This is a genomic window from Acinetobacter sp. 778_lipA, from assembly GCF_058242985.1.
Window position 1 is genome coordinate 2,107,734 of the sequence record NZ_JBZAYT010000001.1, and the last position, 22,301, is coordinate 2,130,034.

The 22,301-nt window shown below is 38.6% G+C and carries 18 protein-coding genes; 4 read left to right on the forward strand and 14 right to left on the reverse strand.

Going from position 1 to position 22,301, the window contains the following annotated elements; translation table 11 throughout:
• Positions 1 to 346 precede the first annotated feature (346 nt).
• The gene (locus tag AC4CUY_RS10035; protein ID WP_336951108.1) at positions 347 to 2,548 is read left to right on the forward strand and encodes a TonB-dependent siderophore receptor; all 2,202 of its coding nucleotides are present in this window, start codon (positions 347 to 349) and stop codon (positions 2,546 to 2,548) included.
• A 100-nt stretch (positions 2,549 to 2,648) separates the two neighbouring features.
• Here AC4CUY_RS10035 and metC read toward each other — a convergent pair whose 3' ends face one another.
• The 8 genes from metC to AC4CUY_RS10075 all read right to left on the reverse strand — a co-directional run bounded on the left by metC (position 2,649) and on the right by AC4CUY_RS10075 (position 11,850).
• Positions 2,649 to 3,818: a cystathionine beta-lyase gene (gene metC / locus AC4CUY_RS10040; protein ID WP_490774053.1), complete on the reverse strand. Its 1,170-nt coding sequence runs from the start codon at positions 3,816 to 3,818 to the stop codon at positions 2,649 to 2,651.
• 346 nt (positions 3,819 to 4,164) lie between these two features.
• Positions 4,165 to 4,635 (reverse strand): Lrp/AsnC family transcriptional regulator, encoded by a 471-nt coding sequence (locus tag AC4CUY_RS10045; RefSeq protein WP_490774054.1) that lies wholly within the window; start codon positions 4,633 to 4,635, stop codon positions 4,165 to 4,167.
• 181 nt (positions 4,636 to 4,816) lie between these two features.
• On the reverse strand, positions 4,817 to 5,710 hold the full coding sequence (locus AC4CUY_RS10050; protein WP_419359674.1) for a LysR family transcriptional regulator: 894 nt from the start codon (positions 5,708 to 5,710) through the stop codon (positions 4,817 to 4,819).
• A gap of 48 nt (positions 5,711 to 5,758) precedes the next feature.
• Positions 5,759 to 7,111 carry an MFS transporter gene (locus tag AC4CUY_RS10055; RefSeq protein WP_419327200.1) on the reverse strand — a complete coding sequence of 451 codons (1,353 nt, stop codon included), beginning with the start codon at positions 7,109 to 7,111 and terminating at the stop codon, positions 5,759 to 5,761.
• A gap of 45 nt (positions 7,112 to 7,156) precedes the next feature.
• Entirely contained in the window at positions 7,157 to 8,443 is a 1,287-nt protein-coding gene (gene salA, locus AC4CUY_RS10060; RefSeq protein ID WP_490774055.1) for a salicylate 1-monooxygenase, read from the reverse strand.
• Positions 8,444 to 8,728: 285 nt separating this feature from the next.
• Complete coding sequence (locus tag AC4CUY_RS10065) at positions 8,729 to 10,936, reverse strand: TonB-dependent siderophore receptor (protein ID WP_490774056.1); 2,208 nt, start codon at positions 10,934 to 10,936, stop codon at positions 8,729 to 8,731.
• Positions 10,937 to 11,095: 159 nt separating this feature from the next.
• Positions 11,096 to 11,206, reverse strand: a complete 111-nt coding sequence (locus AC4CUY_RS10070) for a DUF6616 family protein (protein ID WP_336951099.1) — start codon at positions 11,204 to 11,206, stop codon at positions 11,096 to 11,098.
• 35 nt (positions 11,207 to 11,241) lie between these two features.
• Positions 11,242 to 11,850: a TetR/AcrR family transcriptional regulator gene (locus tag AC4CUY_RS10075; protein ID WP_419327202.1), complete on the reverse strand. Its 609-nt coding sequence runs from the start codon at positions 11,848 to 11,850 to the stop codon at positions 11,242 to 11,244.
• Between the two features lie 178 nt (positions 11,851 to 12,028).
• Between AC4CUY_RS10075 and AC4CUY_RS10080 the strand changes: the two genes are divergently transcribed.
• From AC4CUY_RS10080 to AC4CUY_RS10090, 3 genes are read left to right on the forward strand one after another with little or no spacing between them, the layout of a single operon-like run.
• A complete protein-coding gene (locus AC4CUY_RS10080) occupies positions 12,029 to 13,081 on the forward strand; it encodes a sugar phosphate isomerase/epimerase family protein (RefSeq protein ID WP_490774057.1) in 1,053 nt (350 codons plus the stop codon).
• Positions 13,082 to 13,102: 21 nt separating this feature from the next.
• On the forward strand, positions 13,103 to 13,984 hold the full coding sequence (locus AC4CUY_RS10085; protein ID WP_490774058.1) for an alpha/beta fold hydrolase: 882 nt from the start codon (positions 13,103 to 13,105) through the stop codon (positions 13,982 to 13,984).
• Position 13,985: 1 nt separating this feature from the next.
• Positions 13,986 to 14,900 carry an alpha/beta hydrolase gene (locus AC4CUY_RS10090; protein WP_419359679.1) on the forward strand — a complete coding sequence of 305 codons (915 nt, stop codon included), beginning with the start codon at positions 13,986 to 13,988 and terminating at the stop codon, positions 14,898 to 14,900.
• Between the two features lie 112 nt (positions 14,901 to 15,012).
• Here the strand turns inward: AC4CUY_RS10090 and AC4CUY_RS10095 are convergent, their stop codons facing one another.
• From AC4CUY_RS10095 to AC4CUY_RS10120, 6 genes are all read right to left on the reverse strand, one after another.
• Entirely contained in the window at positions 15,013 to 16,038 is a 1,026-nt protein-coding gene (locus AC4CUY_RS10095) for an enoyl-CoA hydratase/isomerase family protein (protein ID WP_490774059.1), read from the reverse strand.
• A gap of 15 nt (positions 16,039 to 16,053) precedes the next feature.
• Complete coding sequence (locus AC4CUY_RS10100; protein WP_490774060.1) at positions 16,054 to 16,827, reverse strand: enoyl-CoA hydratase; 774 nt, start codon at positions 16,825 to 16,827, stop codon at positions 16,054 to 16,056.
• A gap of 55 nt (positions 16,828 to 16,882) precedes the next feature.
• The gene (locus tag AC4CUY_RS10105) at positions 16,883 to 18,010 is read right to left on the reverse strand and encodes an acyl-CoA dehydrogenase family protein (RefSeq protein ID WP_419820391.1); all 1,128 of its coding nucleotides are present in this window, start codon (positions 18,008 to 18,010) and stop codon (positions 16,883 to 16,885) included.
• Between the two features lie 73 nt (positions 18,011 to 18,083).
• Positions 18,084 to 19,736 carry an AMP-binding protein gene (locus AC4CUY_RS10110; RefSeq protein ID WP_336951090.1) on the reverse strand — a complete coding sequence of 551 codons (1,653 nt, stop codon included), beginning with the start codon at positions 19,734 to 19,736 and terminating at the stop codon, positions 18,084 to 18,086.
• A gap of 103 nt (positions 19,737 to 19,839) precedes the next feature.
• Complete coding sequence (mmsB, locus tag AC4CUY_RS10115; protein WP_490774061.1) at positions 19,840 to 20,730, reverse strand: 3-hydroxyisobutyrate dehydrogenase; 891 nt, start codon at positions 20,728 to 20,730, stop codon at positions 19,840 to 19,842.
• Between the two features lie 15 nt (positions 20,731 to 20,745).
• Entirely contained in the window at positions 20,746 to 22,263 is a 1,518-nt protein-coding gene (locus AC4CUY_RS10120; protein ID WP_419327211.1) for a CoA-acylating methylmalonate-semialdehyde dehydrogenase, read from the reverse strand.
• Between the last annotated feature and the right edge of the window lie 38 nt (positions 22,264 to 22,301).

Here is a 22,301-nt window from a genome sequence, read left to right on the forward strand (position 1 = left end):
TCTTATCTTAATTTAACTTTGCCATCAGTATCCAAGGCATTCGGATACTGATCATTTTCTAAAATATCCTTTACATATTACTATTATCTAATTTTTTCTATAATTACTTTATCTATATCAAAAATTCAAAATATCTCCGATTGCATTGTTTATAACCCAAAATCAAATGTAACTATTATCTTGCAAATAGTAATGATAAAAATTCCACTAAATAAATGAGAATGATTATTGATAATTAATTGTGCATATGTTACTTTTTGTAACGCTTTTTTGCCCGTAACAGGTTTAAAGCAATAGAAAGACAGAAAACCCGATAGCGCGCATTTTTTATTATGGAATTTATCTTATGTACACCTTCTTCCCTCTAAGACATGCATTCAAAATGCATCCTTTAGTACTTTCTATGGCTTTAACTATTCCATCTGTTGTTTATGCAGAAGAAAAAACAGAAACAGTGGCTTTACCAACAATCAAAGTACAAGCAGAAAGCGAAAATTCAGCTATTACAGAAGGAACTCAAAGCTATACAGCCAAAAAGACAAATACTTCAACAAAATTAAATTTGTCTCTTCGTGAAACACCTCAATCTGTCAAAGTTTTAACACGTGAATATTTAGATGACCGAAACATTGATTCTTTTCAAGATTTAATGAATACGATTACAGGTGTTTCAACATCGCGTACCGATGAACGTCAGTCTGTTTATGCTCGAGGATTTCAGGTCGATTACTATTTAATAGATGGAATGCCGAGTACCACAAACTTAGGTGCAGGTGATCTTGATTTAGATATTTATGATCGTGTAGAAGTTGTTAAAGGTGCAAATGGGCTTACCACAGGTGCTGGTAATCCTGCAATGGGACTAAATATGGTCCGTAAACATGCCAATGCAAAAGAGTTGACGGGTAATCTGAGCACTTCACTCGGTTCTTGGAATGCATGGAGTAGCTCTGCGGATATCTCTACGCCACTGAACGAAGATGGTTCACTTCGTGGACGTATGTTCGTCAAACATACTGATGAAAAATCCTTTATGGATTTTTATGAAAAAGAACGCAATGTATTTTATGGTGCGATTGATTACGATTTGAGTGATAAAACTAGTATGTCACTTGGTGCAACTTATCAAGAGTTACAACGTGATGGCATTCGCTGGGGAGGCACTCCAGCATTTTATGATGATGGAAGTCGTACTAACTTTGATCGAAGCTTAACGGTAACTGCACCTTGGACATTTTGGGATGTAAATACCACAGCAGTATTCGCCAATTTAAAACAGAATTTATTCAATGATGTTAATTTAAATGTTGCATATACCTTTCGTAAAGAAGATGTAAATACCCTTCTGCTTTACACTGGCGGTCAAGTAAACAAAGCAACCAATACCAGCCCACTAAAAAATAAACCTGATCCTAAGACAGGTAAAATCACAGATAATGTTTCAGTATATGGCTCAGAAGCAAGCAATGAAGAAAATAATATTGATCTTTTCATCAACGTGCCTTTTACACTATTTAACCGCCCACAAGAAATAATTATTGGTGGTTCATGGAACAAAAACGAGAAGACCAAGGATATTTTTGGGGGATCCAATACTAAAAATGAAGTCGAGAAGTATTTAGGCGGTCCGCTCGACTATAACAATATGGCACAACCACTACTTCAATCCGTCATTTTGAATGGTGTAAATGCTCTGAATCAAACGACTCAAACTTCGGCTTATATTTCTGGTAAATTTCAAATTCTCGATCCATTAAAAGTGATTGTAGGTACACGTTTATCTAATTGGAAATATGAGTCTGAAAATGGTGTAGGCAATCGTGAATTTAACAACGAAGTCACGCCTTATATTGGCGCTATTTACGATTTTGCAAAAGATCACTCAGTCTATGTCAGCTATACAGACATATTTAAACCGCAAAGCCGTAAAGATGTAAATGATCAATATCTAGATCCTGCGAACGGTAAAAACTATGAAACAGGATTAAAAAGTGAATGGTTTGGCGGACGTTTAAACACAGCTTTATCAGTATTCCGCATTGAACAATCTAATTTTGCTGAAGCGATACCAGGAGGATTTATTGTTCGTAATGGTGCACTAACCACTGATCAAGCTTATCGTGGTGTAGATGGAGTTGAAAGTAAAGGTTTTGAGTTCGAAGCAGATGGTGAAATTAATGATCACTGGGGCGTTAATTTTGGTATTGCTAATTTTGAAGCAAAAGATGCAAAAGGTGTAAAGGTTAATACAACGAATTCACGCACAACATCTAATCTATTTGTGAAATATAAAGTAGATCTATGGAGTGCTGGACTCGGTTTAAATTACAAGAGTAAATACTATACGGGTACTGGAAATACACGTATAGATCAAGATGCTTTTGTACTTGCTAGTGCGATGTTAGGTTATCAAGTTGATAAAAATATTAAGCTTCAGCTGAACGTTGACAATATTTTTGACAAGAAATACTACGAAGGTATTGGTGCAAACTCAATGAATTGGGGTACACCAAGAAATGCCACATTAAGTGTCCGCTATAATTTTTAATACATTTTAAATTAAACCCTCTATTTTATTAGAGGGTTTCTTCTATAGTCTTGCTATATTGGATATTTAAGGTCTCATTTTACTATAATGTATAATGAAATTAAGCTATCGCACGCTGAGCAATAGTTAGTGCCTCCTCCAAATCCGCTTTTAAATCGTCTACATGTTCAAGTCCAGCATGTAGACGTACCAAATATCCACGACTAGGCAAATGACTTTGAGTTCGATAAGGCGTTCCAACTGGCAAAATCAAACTTTCAAATCCACCCCATGACAAGCCAATGTGGAAAAGCCTTAAAGAATCAAAGAAAGCCTCAACAAAACATGGATTGTTTTGTTTTAAATAAAAAGAAAATAAGCCTGTAGACCCAGAAAAGCTCTGTTGCCATAGTTTGTGATATGGATTCATTGCTAAAGCAGGATGATTTACCACATCAATTGCTGGATGTTCATTTAGATAATGAGCAAGTATCACGCCATTCTCTTCATGTTGTTTTAAGCGGACAGCTAAACTCCTTAATCCACGTGAAGCTAAATAAATATCATCTGGACTTGTCGTTTCACCAAAAAAATGCACAACTTTGTTTAATTGCTCAATCGATGCTGCATTTGCTGTTGCAGTTCCCATGAGAATGTCAGAATGCCCACCAATATATTTTGTGACAGCCTGAATTGAGACATCGGCACCATGTTTTAAAGGTTGAAAAAACAATGGCGTTGCCCAAGAGTTATCTACTAAAACCTTGGCATTCATAGCATGGCTTATTTCTGAGATTGCAGCAATATCACTAATTTCAAAAGTAATTGAACCCGGTGACTCTACAAAGACCACGCTGGTTTTTTGATTAATTTTGCTCTTTAACTCGTTTAAATCACATGAGTTAAAGTATTCAACATGGATTCCCAGTTTGGGCAACATACTGTCTGCAAAACTTCGTGTTGGCCCATAAATATTATCAGCAATCAGAACGTGATCACCTGCTGCAACGAATGCCATTAATGCATGTGTACAAGCCGATAGTCCAGATGGAAAAACCATGCATCCTGCCCCACCTTCTAATGCATTAATTGCACTTTCAAAAGACTTTGCTGTAGCAGCACCAAAACGGCCATAATGTTTATAAACACCGCCATTTTGCTTATGATCTTCCCATTCTTTAAAACTATCGACAACAATAGTTGAGCCTCGATAAACAGGTGTATTCACCAAACCATCAAAACGCTGAGGGGTTCTTCCCAAATTTATGACTTGTGTACAAAAATGATTCATAGCAGCACCAGCATGATTTCTAAGAAATATTTCTACAACCAATGATAGATAAAATGCATAGAATTTTTATTTTAAATAAATCACTATTTTTTAAAAAATATAGAATATAAATCCGTATTTTAACATTTACTGGGAATTTTATTCCCTTAATGACATGATAAGGTAAATACTGATAATCTGGCTGAGTGATATGTTCAGTGCTTTATTGAATAATTTTTAAGGCTTATTTACCTTTCTATAGTCATTGAGATAGTTCGATTCCTTTGTAAAAAGCATTTCACAGATCAAAGCCTAAAAGAAATATAGACTATTGAGGACTTTGGTTTTTATGGAAAAAAATCAATGCTCAAAGAAAATTTAAAGGTAATTCAGTTGTATACTTAATTTGCTCCATTGCAAAACTCGAACTCACATCAGTAAGACCAGAAATTTGAATTATTTTTTTATAGACTTTGTCATACTCAAGAACATCGGGTACAGCGACTTTTAACAAATAATCAGTCTCTCCAGCCATCCGATACACTTCTATAACTTCATCGATTGTGTGGATATGATTGTGAAATTTTTGAATCCATTCTGCATTATGTTGTGCTGTTTTAATAAAAACCATAACAATCACGTTGATATTTAACTTTTTATGATCTAATAAAGCAACTTTAGCGCGAATAATTCCTTCTTCTTCCATTTTATGAATGCGTCGCCAACAGGCGGTATTACTTAATCCAATACGATCTGCGATATCACCAATTGCACAGGTACAGTCTTTTTGCAAGAGTTCCAAAATTCCACGATCATATTTATCTAGCTGTAATTTCATGTAGTTCACTTAAGTAAATTAAAAATAGTGACTGATTTATCGATGATTGGAATCGTATTCTATTTTTGACCAGATAAATAGATTTTTAATCCTAAATGATTACGCAAAAGCATAGTTTAAATAATGAATAGTTCTGACTCTATCCACTAATTTTTAACGCATTGTTCATAAGAATACGGCGTTACAACGCTTGGAAAAGTTCTTGTAACGTTTGTATAAACCAAGTTCGGGCTTCTATATCATCTCGATGGTTATACCAATTGGTACTCACATTAAAGGGTTTAACTGAAAATGGTAATTCAAAAATGTTCACATCACCATTACGTGCATATACTTTTGCTGCTCGTGAAGGCAAGGTCACCAATAATTCAGAACTGGTCACCACATCTTGTAAAACACTAAAATGAGGAAGCTCAAGCATGATTTTTCTTTTTAAGCCCAATTCCTTCAGCCTTTGATCAATTTCAATGTGACCCGTTGAAGACTTAATAGCAGCATGATTTTCTTGAAAATATTGTTCTAAACTCAGTGTATCCCTGATACGTGGATGGTACTTATGCGCAATGCACATATAGCGTTCTTCAAATAAATTACGTGATTCAATTTTAGGCATAACGGTATAACTACTATTGAATACAGCAACATCTAAAAAACCTTCAGTCAGCCAGTCTTCTACTTTATGCGATTGAATTTCTTCAATTTCCACCTTAATAAATGGTGCTTCTTTAGAAAGGTATTGAATTAAAGAAGGTAGTAAACATATTTCACCCAAATCAGATAAGCCTAAACGAAATATCCGAGTTGACGTTTTTGGGTCAAAGTATTTAGAAGCTGTAATTGCCATTTCAATATCGGTAATTGCTTGCCTAAAGCTCGGGTATAAACTTTGTGCCAACTTGGTCGGTTTGACTCCAAATTTGTCTCGTTCAAATAAAGGATCATTTAAAAATTTACGTAGGCGATTTAGATTGTAGGTGACAGATGGCTGGCTTAAATTGAGGCGCTCAGCTGCATGACTAATATTTTTAGTTTCAAAAACGATAATAAAAACTTTAATAAGACTTAGATCAATCAATTGTCATATCTCTATTGAATGAGGGAGGTAGACCTCCCTGCTCTACTTTTAGATTTGTACCGCTTTCACCGCCAATTTTGTTTTTTTCAACTGTAAGCGAATCATTGAAACACTCATTACCGCAATAATACAAGGGATTGATAATGCGATAAAATTATAATTAATGGGCAGACTTAAGCTTAACAGCCAACCACATAAGATTGGCCCTAAAATTGCGCCTAAGCGCCCCACACCTAAAGCCATTCCTAAGCCTGTTGCACGAATATTGGATGAATAAAATTGGGACATATACGCCAATAATAAGATTTGCCCACCAATTGATGCAGCTCCTGCAACCGCAATACAAAAATAAAGAATGACCATTGGTAAATTATAACTCAGTAAGATTAATGCGATCGCGCCACTTAAAAACAGTGAGCATAATACCTTTGCCAGATTAAAACGATCCGCTAAGTAGCCACCACAAATTGCACCAAGCATTCCACCAATATTTAAAGCCAATAGAAAAACCAGACTGGTCGATAAGTCATAGCCTGCTTCTACCATTAATTTAGGCAACCAATTACCTAAAGCATAGACCAGTACAAGCGCCATAAATACGCTGCCCCAGAATAAGAGTGTCACCATCCCACGATTTTCTGCAAATAAATCCTTGATTGGGGTTTTAGAGGTAGATTGATTGTCTTGATGAAGACCAATTTGAGTCTGAGACGTATAGGTAATATTGCCGTCAATTTGTTTAAGGATCTCAATGGCTTGGTCAGTTTTATCACGGCGCACCAAATAATCAATCGATTCGGGTAACAGCTTCCAGATTATCGGAATGAGTAAAAGTGGCGTTCCTCCTAGAATAAACATGATTTTCCAACCAAATTGCGGGACTAACCACATTCCTAATAAAGCTGAACACATCCCACCGACTGCATAACCACTAAACATTAAGGAAACCAAGGTTGAACGTAGTTTTTTAGGTGCGTATTCAGTCATCAAGGCGATTACATTTGGCATGACCCCGCCTAACCCCAAACCAGCCAAAAACCGAAAAACTCCAAAACTTTGTGGATTATTGGCATAACCACAAACTAAAGTAAAACCACTGAATAAACAGATACATAAAATAATTAATTTTTTGCGGCTAAATCCATAGCTTTCTAATTTATCACTCAGGCTACCGAAAATAATTGCACCAAACATCATCCCAAATAAAGCGACACTGCCCAGAAATCCAGCCGTAATACTGTCAATTTTCCATTCTGCCATTAACTTGGGTAAAGCAACACCGTAAATCACTAAATCATAACCATCAAAGATAATGATCAATGCACTGAGTAAAATCACCCGCCAATGAATGGCTTTTAATTTGGCATGATCAATAATTTCATTTGCATTTATGCTTTGCATAATAGACCTCCCTGGTCATATTGTCCTGTTTGTAATCTTTGTTGTTTAAGTCGTCATTTCAGTGTGCTGTAGTTGTTTTGCTAATGCTGCTTTGGCTGTCTGAATATCATTTTCAAGCGAATGCTGCCACAACCAGTCAAAACGCTGTGTCAAATGTTGGCCTATTGATTCAAAATCAGGATATTTCGATGAATATAGCTCATAGATTTCACCTGATTCACGCGAGGTATTTTGAACTTTCACGGCGCGCGCTAATCGAACTTGCTCATAGATTTCCGATACAGCTTTGATAGATTCAGATGTCAACCTAGGGTTTTCTAATAATTTAGCTAAAATCAAAGCATCCTCTAAACCTTGTCCAGCACCAGCACCTTGATGCGGTAACATGGCATGAGCAGCATCGCCAATCAAAATCACATTATTGTTTTTGTTTATATAGGTTTCTAAAGGTTGAATTTCATGTAATGCCCAAATGGTTGGTGAGTCGATCAGATCCAATAATGCCTTACAACTCTCGCTCCAGTCTGCAAAATCAGCCAGCATGGCTTGTTTTGAAACAGGAGATGTCCATGGTGTATTCTCTGCTAATACAGTTTGCGTGCGATCTGACTTAAACGCAACAATGTTAATTTCTTCACCCTGACGGATTGGGAAAGTTAAGATATGTTTATCTTTCCCTAAAAGCATTTGTGGTACATCGGCAATTTCTGCATCATTTCCCAGTTTTGCAATGGCTTGCTTAAAATCTTGAAATTTAATAATTCCACGATATGCCCAAGTCCCTGAAAACTGAGGTTCAACACGCGCTAATTGATTAGAGTCAAGCACATGATTTCGAACAACTGACCGAATTCCATCACAACCAATCACATAATCAAATGTAATATGTTGACCATCGATAAAGTGAATTGTCGCTTGTTCTTCATCTGCCTCAATTTCTTGTACACGTTTATTAAAATGTACATTTGTTAAAGGCACCAACGGAATTAAACGATCGAGAAAATCTGCACGATGTACCGAAGATTGTCCGACTTGTGGCGCAATCGATGCAGATAGATACTCATCGGTATAACCATTACGCCATTGAAACCAAATATCGGTGTATGGTGCCTTTACCTGATCGGCAATAGATTCATACTCTTGGCTTAAACCTAATAATTGAATGGCTTTAACTGCGTTGGCACCAAACGAAATCCCTGCGCCAATCTCGGAAAACTGTGATGCGGACTCAAAGAGATGTACATCCAAATGTTTATTTTTGACCAATTGAGTCGTGAGTGCTAATCCCGCAATACCGCCACCAATCACAGCAACTCTAATTTTTTTGTCCATTTTTAGCATTCCTTACTAAATTGCTTAGAATTCTATAATTGGTTATTTTTTAGAATAAATCCAATTTATATTTTTAGGTTTGTACTATCTATTTTTTTGATATTTATTTAAATAAATCTCTTTCATAAATGAAAAAGTGATCATGTAGCGTGAATCATATTGCGATTGAAAATCCCTTCTCCCTTTGGGAGAAGGCTAGGATGAGGGGGATTTTATGTTGATTTTTAGCTTTAAAAAAGTCTTATGAAATAATATTAAAATATTGATATAACTAAATTAGTTTAGTTAAAAACCCACAGTCCACGAGAGTTGCGCTGTACGTGGTGCACCAAGAAATAAATAGTCATCGCCTAAGAAACTCCCCGCATCGCGCCAGTATTTTTTATTAAACACGTTATCAACATTAAATCGAAGCGTATTGTCATAACCATAAGCACGGAAGTTATAAGCTGTACCTACATCAAACACGCTATAGCCTGATACTTTTACTGTACCTGTTTTATTGGCATATTTACTGCTGCTGTATTGCATGCCAGCCAATAAACGTAAGCCATCTACTTGTGGTACTCGATAAGATAGATGATTAGCAAAACGAACACTTGGTACATTCTGAGTTTGATGACCTTGATAATCAGCCACTTGTATTTCTTTTAAACGTGAACGAATTAAAGCTAAAGAAGAAGTCATATCTAAATTTTGCCCTAAGCGTCCTTGTAAGCCCAATTCCAAACCAAGATTATGTTGCTTACCATCCGTGACAAAGTATTTGTCTGCGTTGGTGTATTGATTGTCTTGGGTTAAATCGAACAACGCCGCGGTAAACAGTAATGTTTGCCACTGCTGCTTAAGACCCAATTCATACTGAGTTGAATTTATCGGTGCTAACGTTTTAAAAGCATTACCTTCAATACCTTGATCAGGAATACCAGTAGCAAACCAAGGGGCTTGTCCGCCATCCCTTAATCCTTTGGCATAAGAAGCATAGAGATGAGTCTGTTCCCAAGGTTGATACATCAACGCAAACTGCGGTAAGAAACGATTGAAATTGGTTTCTCGGATGTTGTTTGCATCTTCATCATAGGCATTTTCATTTAAGTGCATTAGTTTGCCGCCCAACAATACTGACCATTCAGCGTTAAAGTCAATCTGGTCAAGTAAGTTCAATGCAGTTTGTTGACTGTCTAATGATTTATAATGTTTACCTAAAGTTTTGTCAGTAGGCGCATACGTTATAGGATCATTATAAATATTTCCTGTACCGACCCATTCATTGATTGCATTATATTGTATATGCCGTTTCCCTGTATGTGACAGTTCTAAACTTAGCTTATGTTGCCAAGCCCCTGTGCTAAACTTGCCGTTTAAGCCTGCTTTAAATTGATTGGTTAAGAAGCTGTCGTCTGGATTACGGAAATCATAAATATCATAGTTACCATTTTGGTCAAAGGTATTACCTAAACTTGTCGTTTGACAAATACTGCTACCACAACCCCACGGAAATGCTGAATAATCATCAATCACGACACGGCTTTGTGAAGCAGACAGATTTGTTGTCCAGTGGTCATTGACTTGGTAAATATATTTTAAGCTGGCATTTAGACTTTCATTGGTCACTGGTTTACTCCAGCTTTGATAACCAAGTAAATGGTCCCATTTGACGCCAGTGGGTACAGTGGTACCATCCAGTAACTGATAACCTGCGACTGAGCGCTGACGTTGATGCTGTGATTCAATATCAAATTCTAATTTTGACTGATCTGAAATTTCCCAATCTAAAGCCAAAGCACCAAACAAACGCTTCCCATCTGCATGCTCAACATAAGGATGAATTTCTTCTTTGGCCAGATTCAGTCGATAACCAAACTGCTGATCGTCTCCGAACAAACCACCCAAGTCAGTTGCGACACGATTTCCACCATGACTATCCACTTCAACGGTGATAGCACGAATGTCTTCTGGACGTTTAGTGACATAATTGATAACACCACCCGGTGTTGACATCCCACTTTGGATTGCACTTATACCCTTTAGAATTTCAACTTGTGCCTTGTTCTCTAGTGCCACATTTTGCTCGCCACGCAACAAATGACCATTGAGTAAATAACTTGACCCTAAATTCAGGTTAAAGCCACGCATAATAAAGTTTGGATAATAACCAATGGGTGCATAGCCATCGCCGATGGCTGCATCATTTTTAACAACATCCGTCAGGGTTTTTGCATGTTGGTCAGCGATACGTTCCGCGGTGACTGTACTGATAGATGCAGGAATCTCAGCAAGATTTTGCTGAGTAAATCCTGATAAATTTACCTTGGGTTGATAATAAGCAGTTGGTGTTGTTTCTATTGTTTGAACGCTTACTTTAATCGTTTTAAGTTGTTGGGTATCTTTTTCAGTATCAGCATGTGCCAATGCTGAACTTAGCCCTAGACATGAAAATGAACCAACTGCCAATAATGCTTTTTGTAAACGAGAAAATGGATACGTTTTCACAGTAATTGTCTAACCCCAAAAGATAATTTTACAGCCTAAATTTATGCGCATGAGTATTCACAATTTTCTTCGATTGAACAAGCATTTCTATAAGATATTTAAGCTTTAAAGAACACCTTGATATGACCTTAAAAATAAATATGCATCTTAGAAGAAAAATTAAAACTTTGCTAAAGCATCAAGATGTTGCTGGAAATCACCTTCCGTCCCCGCAGCATTTACATGTTCGAAGTAATCATACCAACCACTTGCTTCAATACCTGTTAACAATGCATCACTTATACATTGTTACTGCTGATCTATGCCTAAGCTTTTGAAGATGAAACCAGATATTGATCTAAATTTTTAAGGGAAAAATCGATGATTTGCAAAAGCATTTGTTCTGAATAACCATCTCTAGCTTGAACAGATAATCCATGTAGCACTAGTCCGTAATATTGCCCTAATATTTCAGGTTCGGCATGTTCTAATAATTGTCCATCTGCTTTCGCCTGTTTAAAGCGCTTAACCAGACTTTGACCACGTTCAATACGTTGTTGCTTCATCCAGTCTAAAAGACCTTGATTTTCCTGACTTAATACACTTGCAGATGATACAACCATACAGCCATATGAATGATTATTCTGGGTATAAAGTTTGATTGCATCTTGAAATAATTGGCTGATCGCATCCTTAATATTTGCTTGTTGTAAAGCGTGGATCGCAAAGCCGCCTTCATTTTCTTCGTAATGTATAACAGCTTCTCGAAACAACGCCTCTTTCGAGCCAAAGGCTTTATAAATACGCGCTGAAGCAATACCTAAGACCTCGACTAAATCTGACATCGAAGTCCCTTCATAGCCATGTTGCCAGAAAAAATCACGCGCTTGAATCAGTGCTTTTTCTCTATCAAATTCTCTTGGTCTACCAGCCATAACGACGCTTCAATCCGATTTAGTATTTTTTATTATCATTCGAAAAAATAAATTTCGCAAATAAATCAATAGGATTTGTTGGAGAGGCTGCCCTTTTTCAGATTCTTTTTAAAAACTTGTTGTTTTTATTCAAAAGAAAGCCTATTGTTTGTCGATCGACAACTAATTGAGTTTAGCTATGCAAACCATCAAAGGTCCAAGTATTCATCTCGCACAATTCAGTGATGATATTTTCCCGTTTAATAATTTAGAGAGCATTGCCGCATGGGTTTCCGATAAAGGCTTTAAAGCTGTACAACTGCCAGCATGGGATAAGCGTTTATTTGATGTTAATTTAGCAGCCACAAGCCAAGATTATTGCGATGAAATACAAGGGGTTTTACAAAATAATGGTTTAGAAATTAGTGAGTTGACAACGCATATTTTTGGTCAACTTATGGCTGTGCATCCGGCTTATGATGCTTTATGTGATGGTTTTGCACCTTCACATTTACATGGAAATTCAGTAGCTAGAACTCAATGGGCTGAACAACAAATGTTGGCTTCTGTTCAAGCATCTGCCCGTTTAGGTTTACAAGATATGGGAACTTTTTCCGGTTCACTGGCATGGCCTTATATCTTTCCTTTTCCTCAACGCCCTGCTGGACTTATTGAAACCGCTTTTGATGAACTTGCACGTCGTTGGATGCCGATCCTCAATGCTTGTGATGAACATAATGTCAATTTGTGTTACGAAATTCATCCTGGTGAAGACTTACATGATGGTATTTCCTTTGAAATGTTCTTAGAACGAACACAACACCACCCACGTTGTCAGATTCTTTTTGACCCGAGTCATTTTATTCTGCAACAACTGAATTATGTGGAATACATCGATATCTATAAAGATTTTATTCGAATGTTCCATGTCAAAGATGCTGAGTTTAACCCGACAGGTCGCCAAGGGATGTATGGGGGCTATCAAAATTGGGGAGATCGTGCAGGTCGATTCCGTTCTACTGGAGATGGTCACGTTGATTTTAAAGCAATTTTCTCAAAATTGGCACATAACGACTATCAGGGCTGGGCAACTTTAGAGTGGGAGTGTTGTTTAAAAAATAAAGAGGATGGCGCAAGTGAAGGTGCTGAGTTTATTCAACAACATATTATTCATGTTACTGATAAAACCTTTGATGATTTTGCCGCAGCGCCTGTCAATCAATTGCAAATCAATCAACTTTTGGGTATCTAAGGCAGAGATTGAGAATTTACTATGACAACCATTACAACACATGAAAATTTGGTCGATCAATTTCAGCATCATTACATTCATATTGACGGTAAAAAACTTCATTATGTTTCTACAGGTCGTGGTCCTGTCGTATTACTTATCCCCGGTTGGCCACAAACATGGTACGCATGGCGAAATGTGATGCGTGTCTTGGCGGCCAACGGTTATCAGGCAATTGCTGTAGATCCACCGGGAACGGGATATTCTGTTCCGCTGAATGGGAGTTATGATACCGGGCGAATTGCGACAATTTTATCCAGCTTAATGTCAAAACTTGGACATGATACTTATTCAATGATTGGTCACGATATCGGGATGTGGGTTGCTTATGCACTTGCAGCTGATTTTCCCCAATCTGTCACTTCTCTGGCCGTGACTGAAGCTGTTATTCCCGGATTGGCAACACCACCGCCTATTTTTGTTTCACCTGATGAAAATATTTTTCTATGGCATTTCATGTTTAATCAAGTGATGGATTTACCTGAAGCTTTAGTCAGTGGCCGTGAAGAAACTTATCTTAATTATATTTTTGATAAGTGGTCATGGCATAGAGATAGAGTTGCCACTGAGACTTATATTGAGGCTTATAAAGTATCAGGGCGTTTAACGGCAGGTTTTAACTACTATCGTTCAATCCCGGAAACTATTCGTCAAAATAAAATCCGAGCAGCTAAAAATCTAGAAATGCCTGTATTGGCGATTGGTGCAGAACAGGCAACCAATGATGCACCTTATGAAACCATGAAAAAAGTTGCACCATATTTAAGCAGTGCAATTGTTAAAGATTGTGGTCATTTTATTATGGAGGAACAACCCGAAGCATTTTGTTCCCTGATTTTAGAATTTCTACAATTGGAGCAATAGGATGTCCTTAGATCATCAAATTGCAGACTGGCTTAACACTAGACCTGTTGTTACAGCAGTTGCAAATACACTTTGTGAATTAAGAGCGCAGGTAAATCATGACATCATACAACAGCAAGGTATTGAGCAAGATTCCAGCTATCAAACCAGTTTTTGGGTCACAACCTCTGATCAAGCTCAAATCCAAGTTCGGGTATATACGCCCTATGCTATGGTGCAGCTACAAAGCAATCCAGCTTTAGTATTTGCCCACGGCGGTGGATGGTGTTTGGGGAGTTTAGATGCATGGGATCGTTCATGCCGTTTACTGGCAGAATCAACACAGCATGTTATCTTTTCAGTGGATTATCGCCTAGCGCCTGAATTCAAATTTCCAGTACCGCTGACAGATTTTTTTACAGCACTTCGTTATATTCAAGAACATGCTTTAAGTTTAGGGCTTGATCAAAATCGTATTGCTGTGGGTGGTGATAGTGCGGGCGCCAATCTTGCAGCGGCTGCATGCTTACTCGCTAATGCGCATCCAGAAATCCAGATTAGTCAACAACTGCTATTTTATCCAGCCTTAGATGCTACGATGCATGGCACATCCTATGAAACTTATGCAGATGGCTATGGCTTAACCACTGCAACAATGACATATTGTTGGGATCAATATCTAAATAGTGATTCTGACAAAACCAATGAGTTGGTGAGCCCCCTACTGGCACAGTCATTACAAGGCTTACCAGAGGCAAAAATTTTTGTCTGTGAATATGATCCACTGCGTCATGATGGCGAACAATATGCTGAAAGATTGAGAAATGCTGGTGTCTCGGTGAAATTTCATTTTCTAGCAGGAATGATTCATGGTGCAATCCATATGACTGCAATCACAGATAAAGCCAATGCTATATATGATAAGATTGATTTATAGTTGGTTTTTGATCATTGTAAAATAAAAAGGAAATCACATGATTTCCTTTTTTGTTGCCATTAAAAGTACCTGAATGTTTGTAAAAACAAAACTGATATACGCATTAAAAATATTAACCTAATTCAGCCAAGATTTTATCTAGCGTTGCATTCTGTTGTTGCCATTTCGGCTGTTTATCTTTGTCAATAATTAATGCACGTACACCTTCAAGAATATCACCATGTTCAAACCAGATATCCTGTAAATTTCGTTCCAGTTGCATACATTGTTGTAATGACAATCCCCGTCCTAAGTATTGCAGTCTTAAACTGGTCTTTTTCGCCAACCAAGAACGTTGTTGCAAAGTGCTTAGTACTTTATTTGCCCAAGCTTTATGCTGTTGATCTTTTTCATTTTCAAGACTTTTTTCAATATCTTGCAAATTTTCAAAGCCAAAATGCTTCCGAATGTTTTCAACCGATGCACTGAGTTCACTTGCTACAGGACGGGTAATAAATTTAGAAATTATCTGTTCGATATTATCTTTGCTTAAGTTGCTTGATTGACTCAGGGCATCGAATAAAGCATTAAACTGTTGGCTAGGAACATGATAATCAATTAAATCTAAATACAAGGCATCACTGCTGCTGATCTGATCGCCTGTGGTTGCCAGATAAACCCCAATATCATCTAAACGCGACAAGAAATGGGTTGCGGCAACATCAGGAAAGAAACCAATCGCCGTTTCAGGCATGGCAAAACGTGATTTTTCACTGCTGACAATAATATGACAGGCTTGTGCCAGACCAAAACCGCCACCTAAGACATAACCATCTAACAATACCACAACTGGTTTTTTTGACGCGCGAATGCTATTCAACATGTCATATTCAGCGATAAAATAGCTCTTATGTCCATCTGTACCATTTTGATAACAATCGTAAAGATAACGAATATCACCACCTGCACAAAATGCTTTTGGGCTATTGGATTTGATCAGTATCGCTTGAATGCCAGCATCATTTTGCCAAGTTTCAACTTGTGTACGGATACCATTGATCATATCCAAAGTCAGTGCATTCAGGCTGGACACTCGATCTAAGGTAATCACACCCAGAGCTGCGTGCTGTTCGACGATTAAATGATTTTCAGTATTCATCCCATCTCCGTCCTGTTATTGGTTTTTAAAGTTGGCTTGGCGTTTATCAACAAAGGCTTGCATGCCTTCTTTTTGATCCAAAGTAGCAAAAATTGAATGAAAGGTTCGTCGTTCAAAACGTAAACCTTCCGCCAAACTCACTTCAAAGGCACGATTAATTGATTCTTTGATCATCATGGTCGCCACCAATGATTTTTCAGCAATTTTTTCAGCTGTACTTAAAGTCTGGGTTAAAAGATCTTCAGGGCTAAACACGCCGGCAACTAAACCACTCAGTTCTGCCTCAATTGCCCCCATTTGTCGTGCGGTTAAACACATTTCCATCGCTTTGGCTTTACCTATGGCAAGAGTTAAACGTTGGGTACCACCAATACCTGGAATCACGCCTAAAGTGACTTCAGGTAAGCCAAACTTGGCATTGTCTGCACAATAAATAAAGTCACACATCAATGCCAACTCACAACCGCCACCCAAAGCATAGCCACTGACAGCAGCGATTAAAGGTTTACGGCGTTGTGCAATACGATCTGCGAGATTGAAAAAATCATCAAAATAAATATTGGGAAAGTTCAATCCCGCCATTTCTTTAATATCAGCACCTGCTGCAAAGGCTTTTTCTGAACCAGTCAGCACCATACAGCCAATATCCTGATCTTTTTCTAAATCATCTAAAGCTAAATTTACTTCTTGGATTAATTTTGAATTTAATGCGTTTAAAGCCTTTGGACGATTGAGTCTAATTAAGCCTACGCCTTTGTGTTTTTCCAGTAAAATCGTTTCAAATTGCATATTCATTTCCTTATCTGTTTTATCCCATCATCTGATACACAGCGATTAACTCTATTTATAAACTTCGCGCAATCACTAAACGCTGGATGTCACTGGTGCCTTCATAGATTTGACAAATACGTGCATCACGATAAATTCGTTCAATTGGAAAATCTTTTAAATAACCATAGCCACCGAAGACCTGTAAAGCTGCTGAACACACACGCTCTGCCATTTCTGAGGCAAATAATTTTGCCATTGAGGCTTCATTAAGACAGGGCTTGCCTGCTTCTTTCAATCGTGCGGCATGATGAACCAATTGACGAGCTGCTTCGATTTCTGTTGCCATACTGGCCAAACGAAAAGCGATTGCCTGATGTTCAAAAATCGGTTTTCCAAAAGTAATCCGTTCTTTGGCATATTTGCTGGCTTCTTCTAAGGCAGCACGTGCCAAACCCACTGCTTGCGCAGCAATACCAATACGACCGCCTTCAAGATTAGACAGTGCTATTTTAAGCCCTTCACCTTCTTGACCTAACATTAAGCTTTTGTGTACACGCACATCAGTCAATGCAATTTGGCAGGTATCTGAAGCATGCAATCCCAGTTTTTCTTCAGTCCGAATCACTTCATAGCCCGCAGTTTCCCGTGGCACGATAAAGGCACTGATACCTTTTTTACCAGCATTTGGATCGGTGACTGCAAATACAATAATTGCACCAGCATTATTTCCTGAAGTAATAAATTGTTTTGCACCGTTAATAATCCAATCATCACCATCTTTGACAGCTCGGGTTTTCAGCGCTGCTGCATCAGAGCCTGTATGCGGTTCGGTCAATGCAAAAGCACCAATCATTTCACCTTGCGCCAAAGGTAATAAATATTTTTGTTTTTGTTCTTCACTACCAAATTTAGCAATCGGAACACAACCGACTGAGTTATGTACACTCATAATGGTGGAGGTTGCGCCATCGGCCGCCGCAATTTCTTCAAGTGCAAGGACATAGGCTAAGTTGCCGGTATCTGAACCACCCCATTGCTCTGAAATCAGCATCCCCATAAAACCTAATTGCCCCATTTGTGACAAGGTCTCTTTTGGGAAAATACTATGTTTATCCCATTCTGCTGCATTCGGTTTAATTTGTTTTTTGGCAAAGCTTTTCGCCATGTCCTGAATCAATAATTGTTCTTCAGTAAATTGCATTTCAGATTCCTTAGCATCATTAAACGTCCTACATTCGGCAAGATTGCTCTATATAGGACTCTACTCACCAGCTTTATGCGTTTAATTGTTGTTTAGCAATCTCTTGATTACGCAGTAAAAAGCGTTGAATTTTGCCACTTGGTGTTTTTGGCAGTTCATTGACAAATTCTACTTGTCTTGGATAAGCATGGGCAGACAGACGTTTTTTGACAAATTGTCCAAGTTGTTCAGCCAATTCCTCAGATGGTATTTTATTTTCTGCCAAAATCACAAAAGCTTTAACGATTTCCGTTCGCTCTGGATCTGGTACTCCAACAACAGCGGCTTCAATCACTGCTTCATGTTCAAGTAATGCACTTTCTACATCAAAAGGTCCAATACGATATCCAGAGGTGGTAATCACATCATCACTACGTCCAACAAAGCTCATACTCCCATCTGTATGTAATTCAGCAGTATCACCGGTCAAATAATAATTTTTGATAAACGGTGATTTACGACTTTCTTTATAGCCACCAAACCACATCATCGGTGATTGACTGATATCTACCGCTAAAATTCCAGCGGTATCGGCAGGCAACTCATTCCCTTGATCATCTACCACAGCGACACGATAACCTGGACTGGCAAAACCAGCAGCGCCAGCACGGACGTCATGGTTTAAACCATGATGGTTGCACACCACCATGCCCACCTCAGTCTGTCCATAATGATCAAAAATAGGTGCATCAAGCACTTGCTTAAACCAACGAAAAACTTCTGGATTTAAAGGTTCTCCTGCACTGCTCACAACACGAAATTTACCCTTTAGTTGTGCCATTTGAGTGGAATCTGCGGCCATCATCATCCGATATGCTGTAGGTGCACCTGCCAAATTGGTAATTTTATAATCATCAATAATTTGACATAAACTGTCTATGCTAAAACCACCTTCATAAAACAAAGTGGCATGACCTAACAACAAAGGTCCTGTGATACCGTAATAAAGTCCATACGCCCAACCTGGATCAGCAATATTCCAAAATGCATCATCTGCGCGTAAGCCGATCGCATCTTTCATATAGTTACCAAAAGCAATTAATGCTTTGAGTGGGACTTCTAAAGGTTTTGCAGGTCCAGTGGTGCCTGAGGTAAACATCAGTAAAAATGGATCCTGAATGCTTTGCATGACTAGATCACAGTGCTCAGCGTGTTGATTGAGTTCTTTCCAAAAATCTAAATCGCCTTGTTGTACACCATGACCCTGTTGATCAGCGACGGTCATAATTTGTGGACACTGTGCAACTTCATCCAGTTTGCTACGATTGCCGATATCAGTCACGACTAATTTACTTTTTGCCAGCTGAACTCGATGTTCAATCGCCTTTGGCCCAAATGCAGTAAACAGCGGTTGATAGACTGCACCAATTCTCCAAGCAGCTAGAATCACCACCAATAATTCGGGAGTTCTTGGTAATAAACCCGAAATACGATCACCAGCTTGAATACCCTGTGACTTTAAAAAATTGGCAAACTGACTCGACCATTTTTTCAGTTGAGTAAAGGTATATTGTTCTTTACGACCATCTTTACCTTGCCAATATAGCGCAACTTTTTCATGATCTGCTTCCGCATGTCGGTCACAGCATTCATAACAGGCATTCAATTGATCAACTGATCCTGAGAGCATTTCTTTAACAACACTATCTAAATCAAATTTTTTAGCAACATCCTGATAATTCAACATATTATATACTCCGGCCTGGATTTATTGTTATTCATGACACGAGTGAATCTATGGATTTTTCACCACCCATTGGTGGTGAAATTAACTATGCTTCGACTGATGATCAAGCTTCTTTAGGCAAATATTGCTGAATGATGCTTGAGAAGTCGAGTTGAGCATTGCCTTGCATACACAATTGCTGATAAAGCTGCTGTACCAAACCGCCTAAAAGCAAAGGTTGTTTGACTTGACCTGCGGCTTCTACAGCCAAACCCAAATCTTTAAGCATCAGTTGAGAGGCAAATCCATCACTATAACCGCGTCCAGCGGGTGCATTGGCTGAAATACCCGGCCACGGGTTGCACACTTCCGAGCTCCAGCAACGACCGCTGGAACTATTGATTACACCTGCCAACGCCTGTGCATCGATACCGAGTTTAGCCCCTAGCGCCATGCCTTCAGCCACTGCGGCCATTGAAATGCCTAAAATGAGATTATTACAAATTTTAGCAATTTGCCCTGCACCCACTTCACCACAGTGCACGATGTTCTTGCCCATGGGTGCAAGCACAGATTTTACTTGTTCAAAGGCTTTATCATCAGTTCCCACCATAAAGGTCAGTGTACCTGCTTGAGCGCCGATCGTGCCACCTGAAACAGGTGCATCGCAAATTTGAATCCCTTGATCTATACCAATTGCAGCAATGTCTTTAATGGTTTGCGGATCAATGGTACTACTGTCAATACATAAGCTACCTTGTTTAAGGACAGCAAGTATCCCATTTTCCCCCAAATACACTTCTTTAACATGCTTTGCTGCTGGCAGCATGGTGATTACGACATCTGCATTTTCTGCTGCTGCCTGCGGACTATCACAGGCGATTCCACCTGCTTCGGTGAAATGTGTGATTGCAATATCACTTAAATCAAAGCCATAAACTGTCAAGCCTGATTTGAGTAAATTATGGGCCATTTTACCGCCCATATTACCTAAACCAATAAATGCAATATTCATCCTTGAACTCCTGTATTAACGCAAGCTGATGGTGGTATTCACTTCACCTTTTTCTTGTGTGTCTTCGAACCAACGACTGGTAATGGTTTTGGTTTGAGTATAGAACTGTACTGCTTGTTTACCATAAGGTCCTAAGTCCCCTAATTTTGAACCTCTTGACCCTGTAAAGCTAAAGAATGGAACCGGCACGGGAATTGGAATATTAATGCCCACTTGACCAATATCAATGGTGCTTTGGAAAGTACGTGCTGTTGCACCACTTTGAGTAAACAATCCTACACCATTCCCAAATGGGTTGGCATTAACCAATTCAATGGCTTGTTCAAGCGTATCGACATGAATAATGGCTAAAACAGGGCCAAAAATTTCTTCAGTATAGATACGCATATCGGTAGTGACTTGGTTGAATATGGTTGCACCAACAAAATTGCCCTTTTCATAGCCATGTACTTGCACATCTCGACCATCAAGTAAGAGTTGTGCACCTTGTTCAATACCACTATTAATCAAATCTATAACACGAGCTTTTGCACGTGGAGAGATCACAGGACCAATATCTGTTTGCGGTTCATGCCCTGCATTCACTTTGAGTGTTTTGGCTTTTTCAACCAACTCATCCACCCAGTGTTTAGTTTCACCGACCATGACAGCAACTGACAATGCCATGCAACGTTGTCCAGCTGCACCAAAAGCAGCGCCGACTAAAGCATTTAACGTTTGTTCTTTATTGGCATCTGGCATTACCACAACATGGTTTTTTGCTCCCATCATCGATTGCACACGTTTACCATGCTGACCTGCTAAGTTATAGACATGCGTTCCTACTGCTGTTGAACCTACAAATGAAATGGCTTTAATGTCTGGATGCGTACATAGACGATCAACCACTTGTTTGCCACCATGTACTACATTGAGTACACCAGCAGGTACACCAGCTTGTAATGCCAACTCAACTAGCATCATGGTTGATAATGGATCTTGTTCAGACGGTTTAAGAACAAAGGTATTACCGCAAACGATCGCCATTGGAAACATCCATAGTGGAATCATGGCAGGAAAATTAAATGGGGTAATTCCAGCACATACCCCCAATGGCTGTTGCAAGGTATAAGTATCTACACCACGAGCTACACCTTCAGTATATTCACCCATTTGCAAGGTACCAATCGAGCAAGCATGTTCAACTACCTCTAAACCACGTTGAATATCACCTTCTGCATCAGCTAAAGTTTTACCTTGTTCTGCGGTCAAGACACGTGCGATATCTTTCATATTGTCACGAATCAAATCTTGCAGTTTCAGCATAATCCGCATACGAGCTTGAATTGGTGTGAAACGCCAAGTTTTAAATGCTTCTTGTGCAGCAGCAATAGCAGCATCAACTTCGTCTAGAGTTGCCATCGGGACACGACCAAGTACCTCTTGGGTCGCGGGATTTAGAATGTCTTGCCACTCAGTAGTATTTGATTCGGTAAATTTTCCATGAATTAATAATTTAGCCGTCGTCGAATGAATATTTGACATTGTGTTCATAACCTCTCCATAGGCAATATTTTTTGTTGTTACATTCT

What these genes read in the sequence shown, in the direction of transcription:
- AC4CUY_RS10035 (WP_336951108.1), top strand. Translation starts at nt 347, where the DNA reads ATGTACACCTTCTTCCCTCTAAGACATGCATTCAAAATGCATCCTTTA.
- metC (WP_490774053.1), bottom strand. Translation starts at nt 3,818, where the DNA reads ATGAATCATTTTTGTACACAAGTCATAAATTTGGGAAGAACCCCTCAG.
- AC4CUY_RS10045 (WP_490774054.1), bottom strand. Translation starts at nt 4,635, where the DNA reads ATGAAATTACAGCTAGATAAATATGATCGTGGAATTTTGGAACTCTTG.
- AC4CUY_RS10055 (WP_419327200.1), bottom strand. Translation starts at nt 7,111, where the DNA reads ATGCAAAGCATAAATGCAAATGAAATTATTGATCATGCCAAATTAAAA.
- salA (WP_490774055.1), bottom strand. Translation starts at nt 8,443, where the DNA reads ATGGACAAAAAAATTAGAGTTGCTGTGATTGGTGGCGGTATTGCGGGA.
- AC4CUY_RS10075 (WP_419327202.1), bottom strand. Translation starts at nt 11,850, where the DNA reads ATGGCTGGTAGACCAAGAGAATTTGATAGAGAAAAAGCACTGATTCAA.
- AC4CUY_RS10080 (WP_490774057.1), top strand. Translation starts at nt 12,029, where the DNA reads ATGCAAACCATCAAAGGTCCAAGTATTCATCTCGCACAATTCAGTGAT.
- AC4CUY_RS10085 (WP_490774058.1), top strand. Translation starts at nt 13,103, where the DNA reads ATGACAACCATTACAACACATGAAAATTTGGTCGATCAATTTCAGCAT.
- AC4CUY_RS10090 (WP_419359679.1), top strand. Translation starts at nt 13,986, where the DNA reads ATGTCCTTAGATCATCAAATTGCAGACTGGCTTAACACTAGACCTGTT.
- AC4CUY_RS10095 (WP_490774059.1), bottom strand. Translation starts at nt 16,038, where the DNA reads ATGAATACTGAAAATCATTTAATCGTCGAACAGCACGCAGCTCTGGGT.
- AC4CUY_RS10100 (WP_490774060.1), bottom strand. Translation starts at nt 16,827, where the DNA reads ATGCAATTTGAAACGATTTTACTGGAAAAACACAAAGGCGTAGGCTTA.
- AC4CUY_RS10105 (WP_419820391.1), bottom strand. Translation starts at nt 18,010, where the DNA reads ATGCAATTTACTGAAGAACAATTATTGATTCAGGACATGGCGAAAAGC.
- AC4CUY_RS10110 (WP_336951090.1), bottom strand. Translation starts at nt 19,736, where the DNA reads ATGTTGAATTATCAGGATGTTGCTAAAAAATTTGATTTAGATAGTGTT.
- mmsB (WP_490774061.1), bottom strand. Translation starts at nt 20,730, where the DNA reads ATGAATATTGCATTTATTGGTTTAGGTAATATGGGCGGTAAAATGGCC.
- AC4CUY_RS10120 (WP_419327211.1), bottom strand. Translation starts at nt 22,263, where the DNA reads ATGAACACAATGTCAAATATTCATTCGACGACGGCTAAATTATTAATT.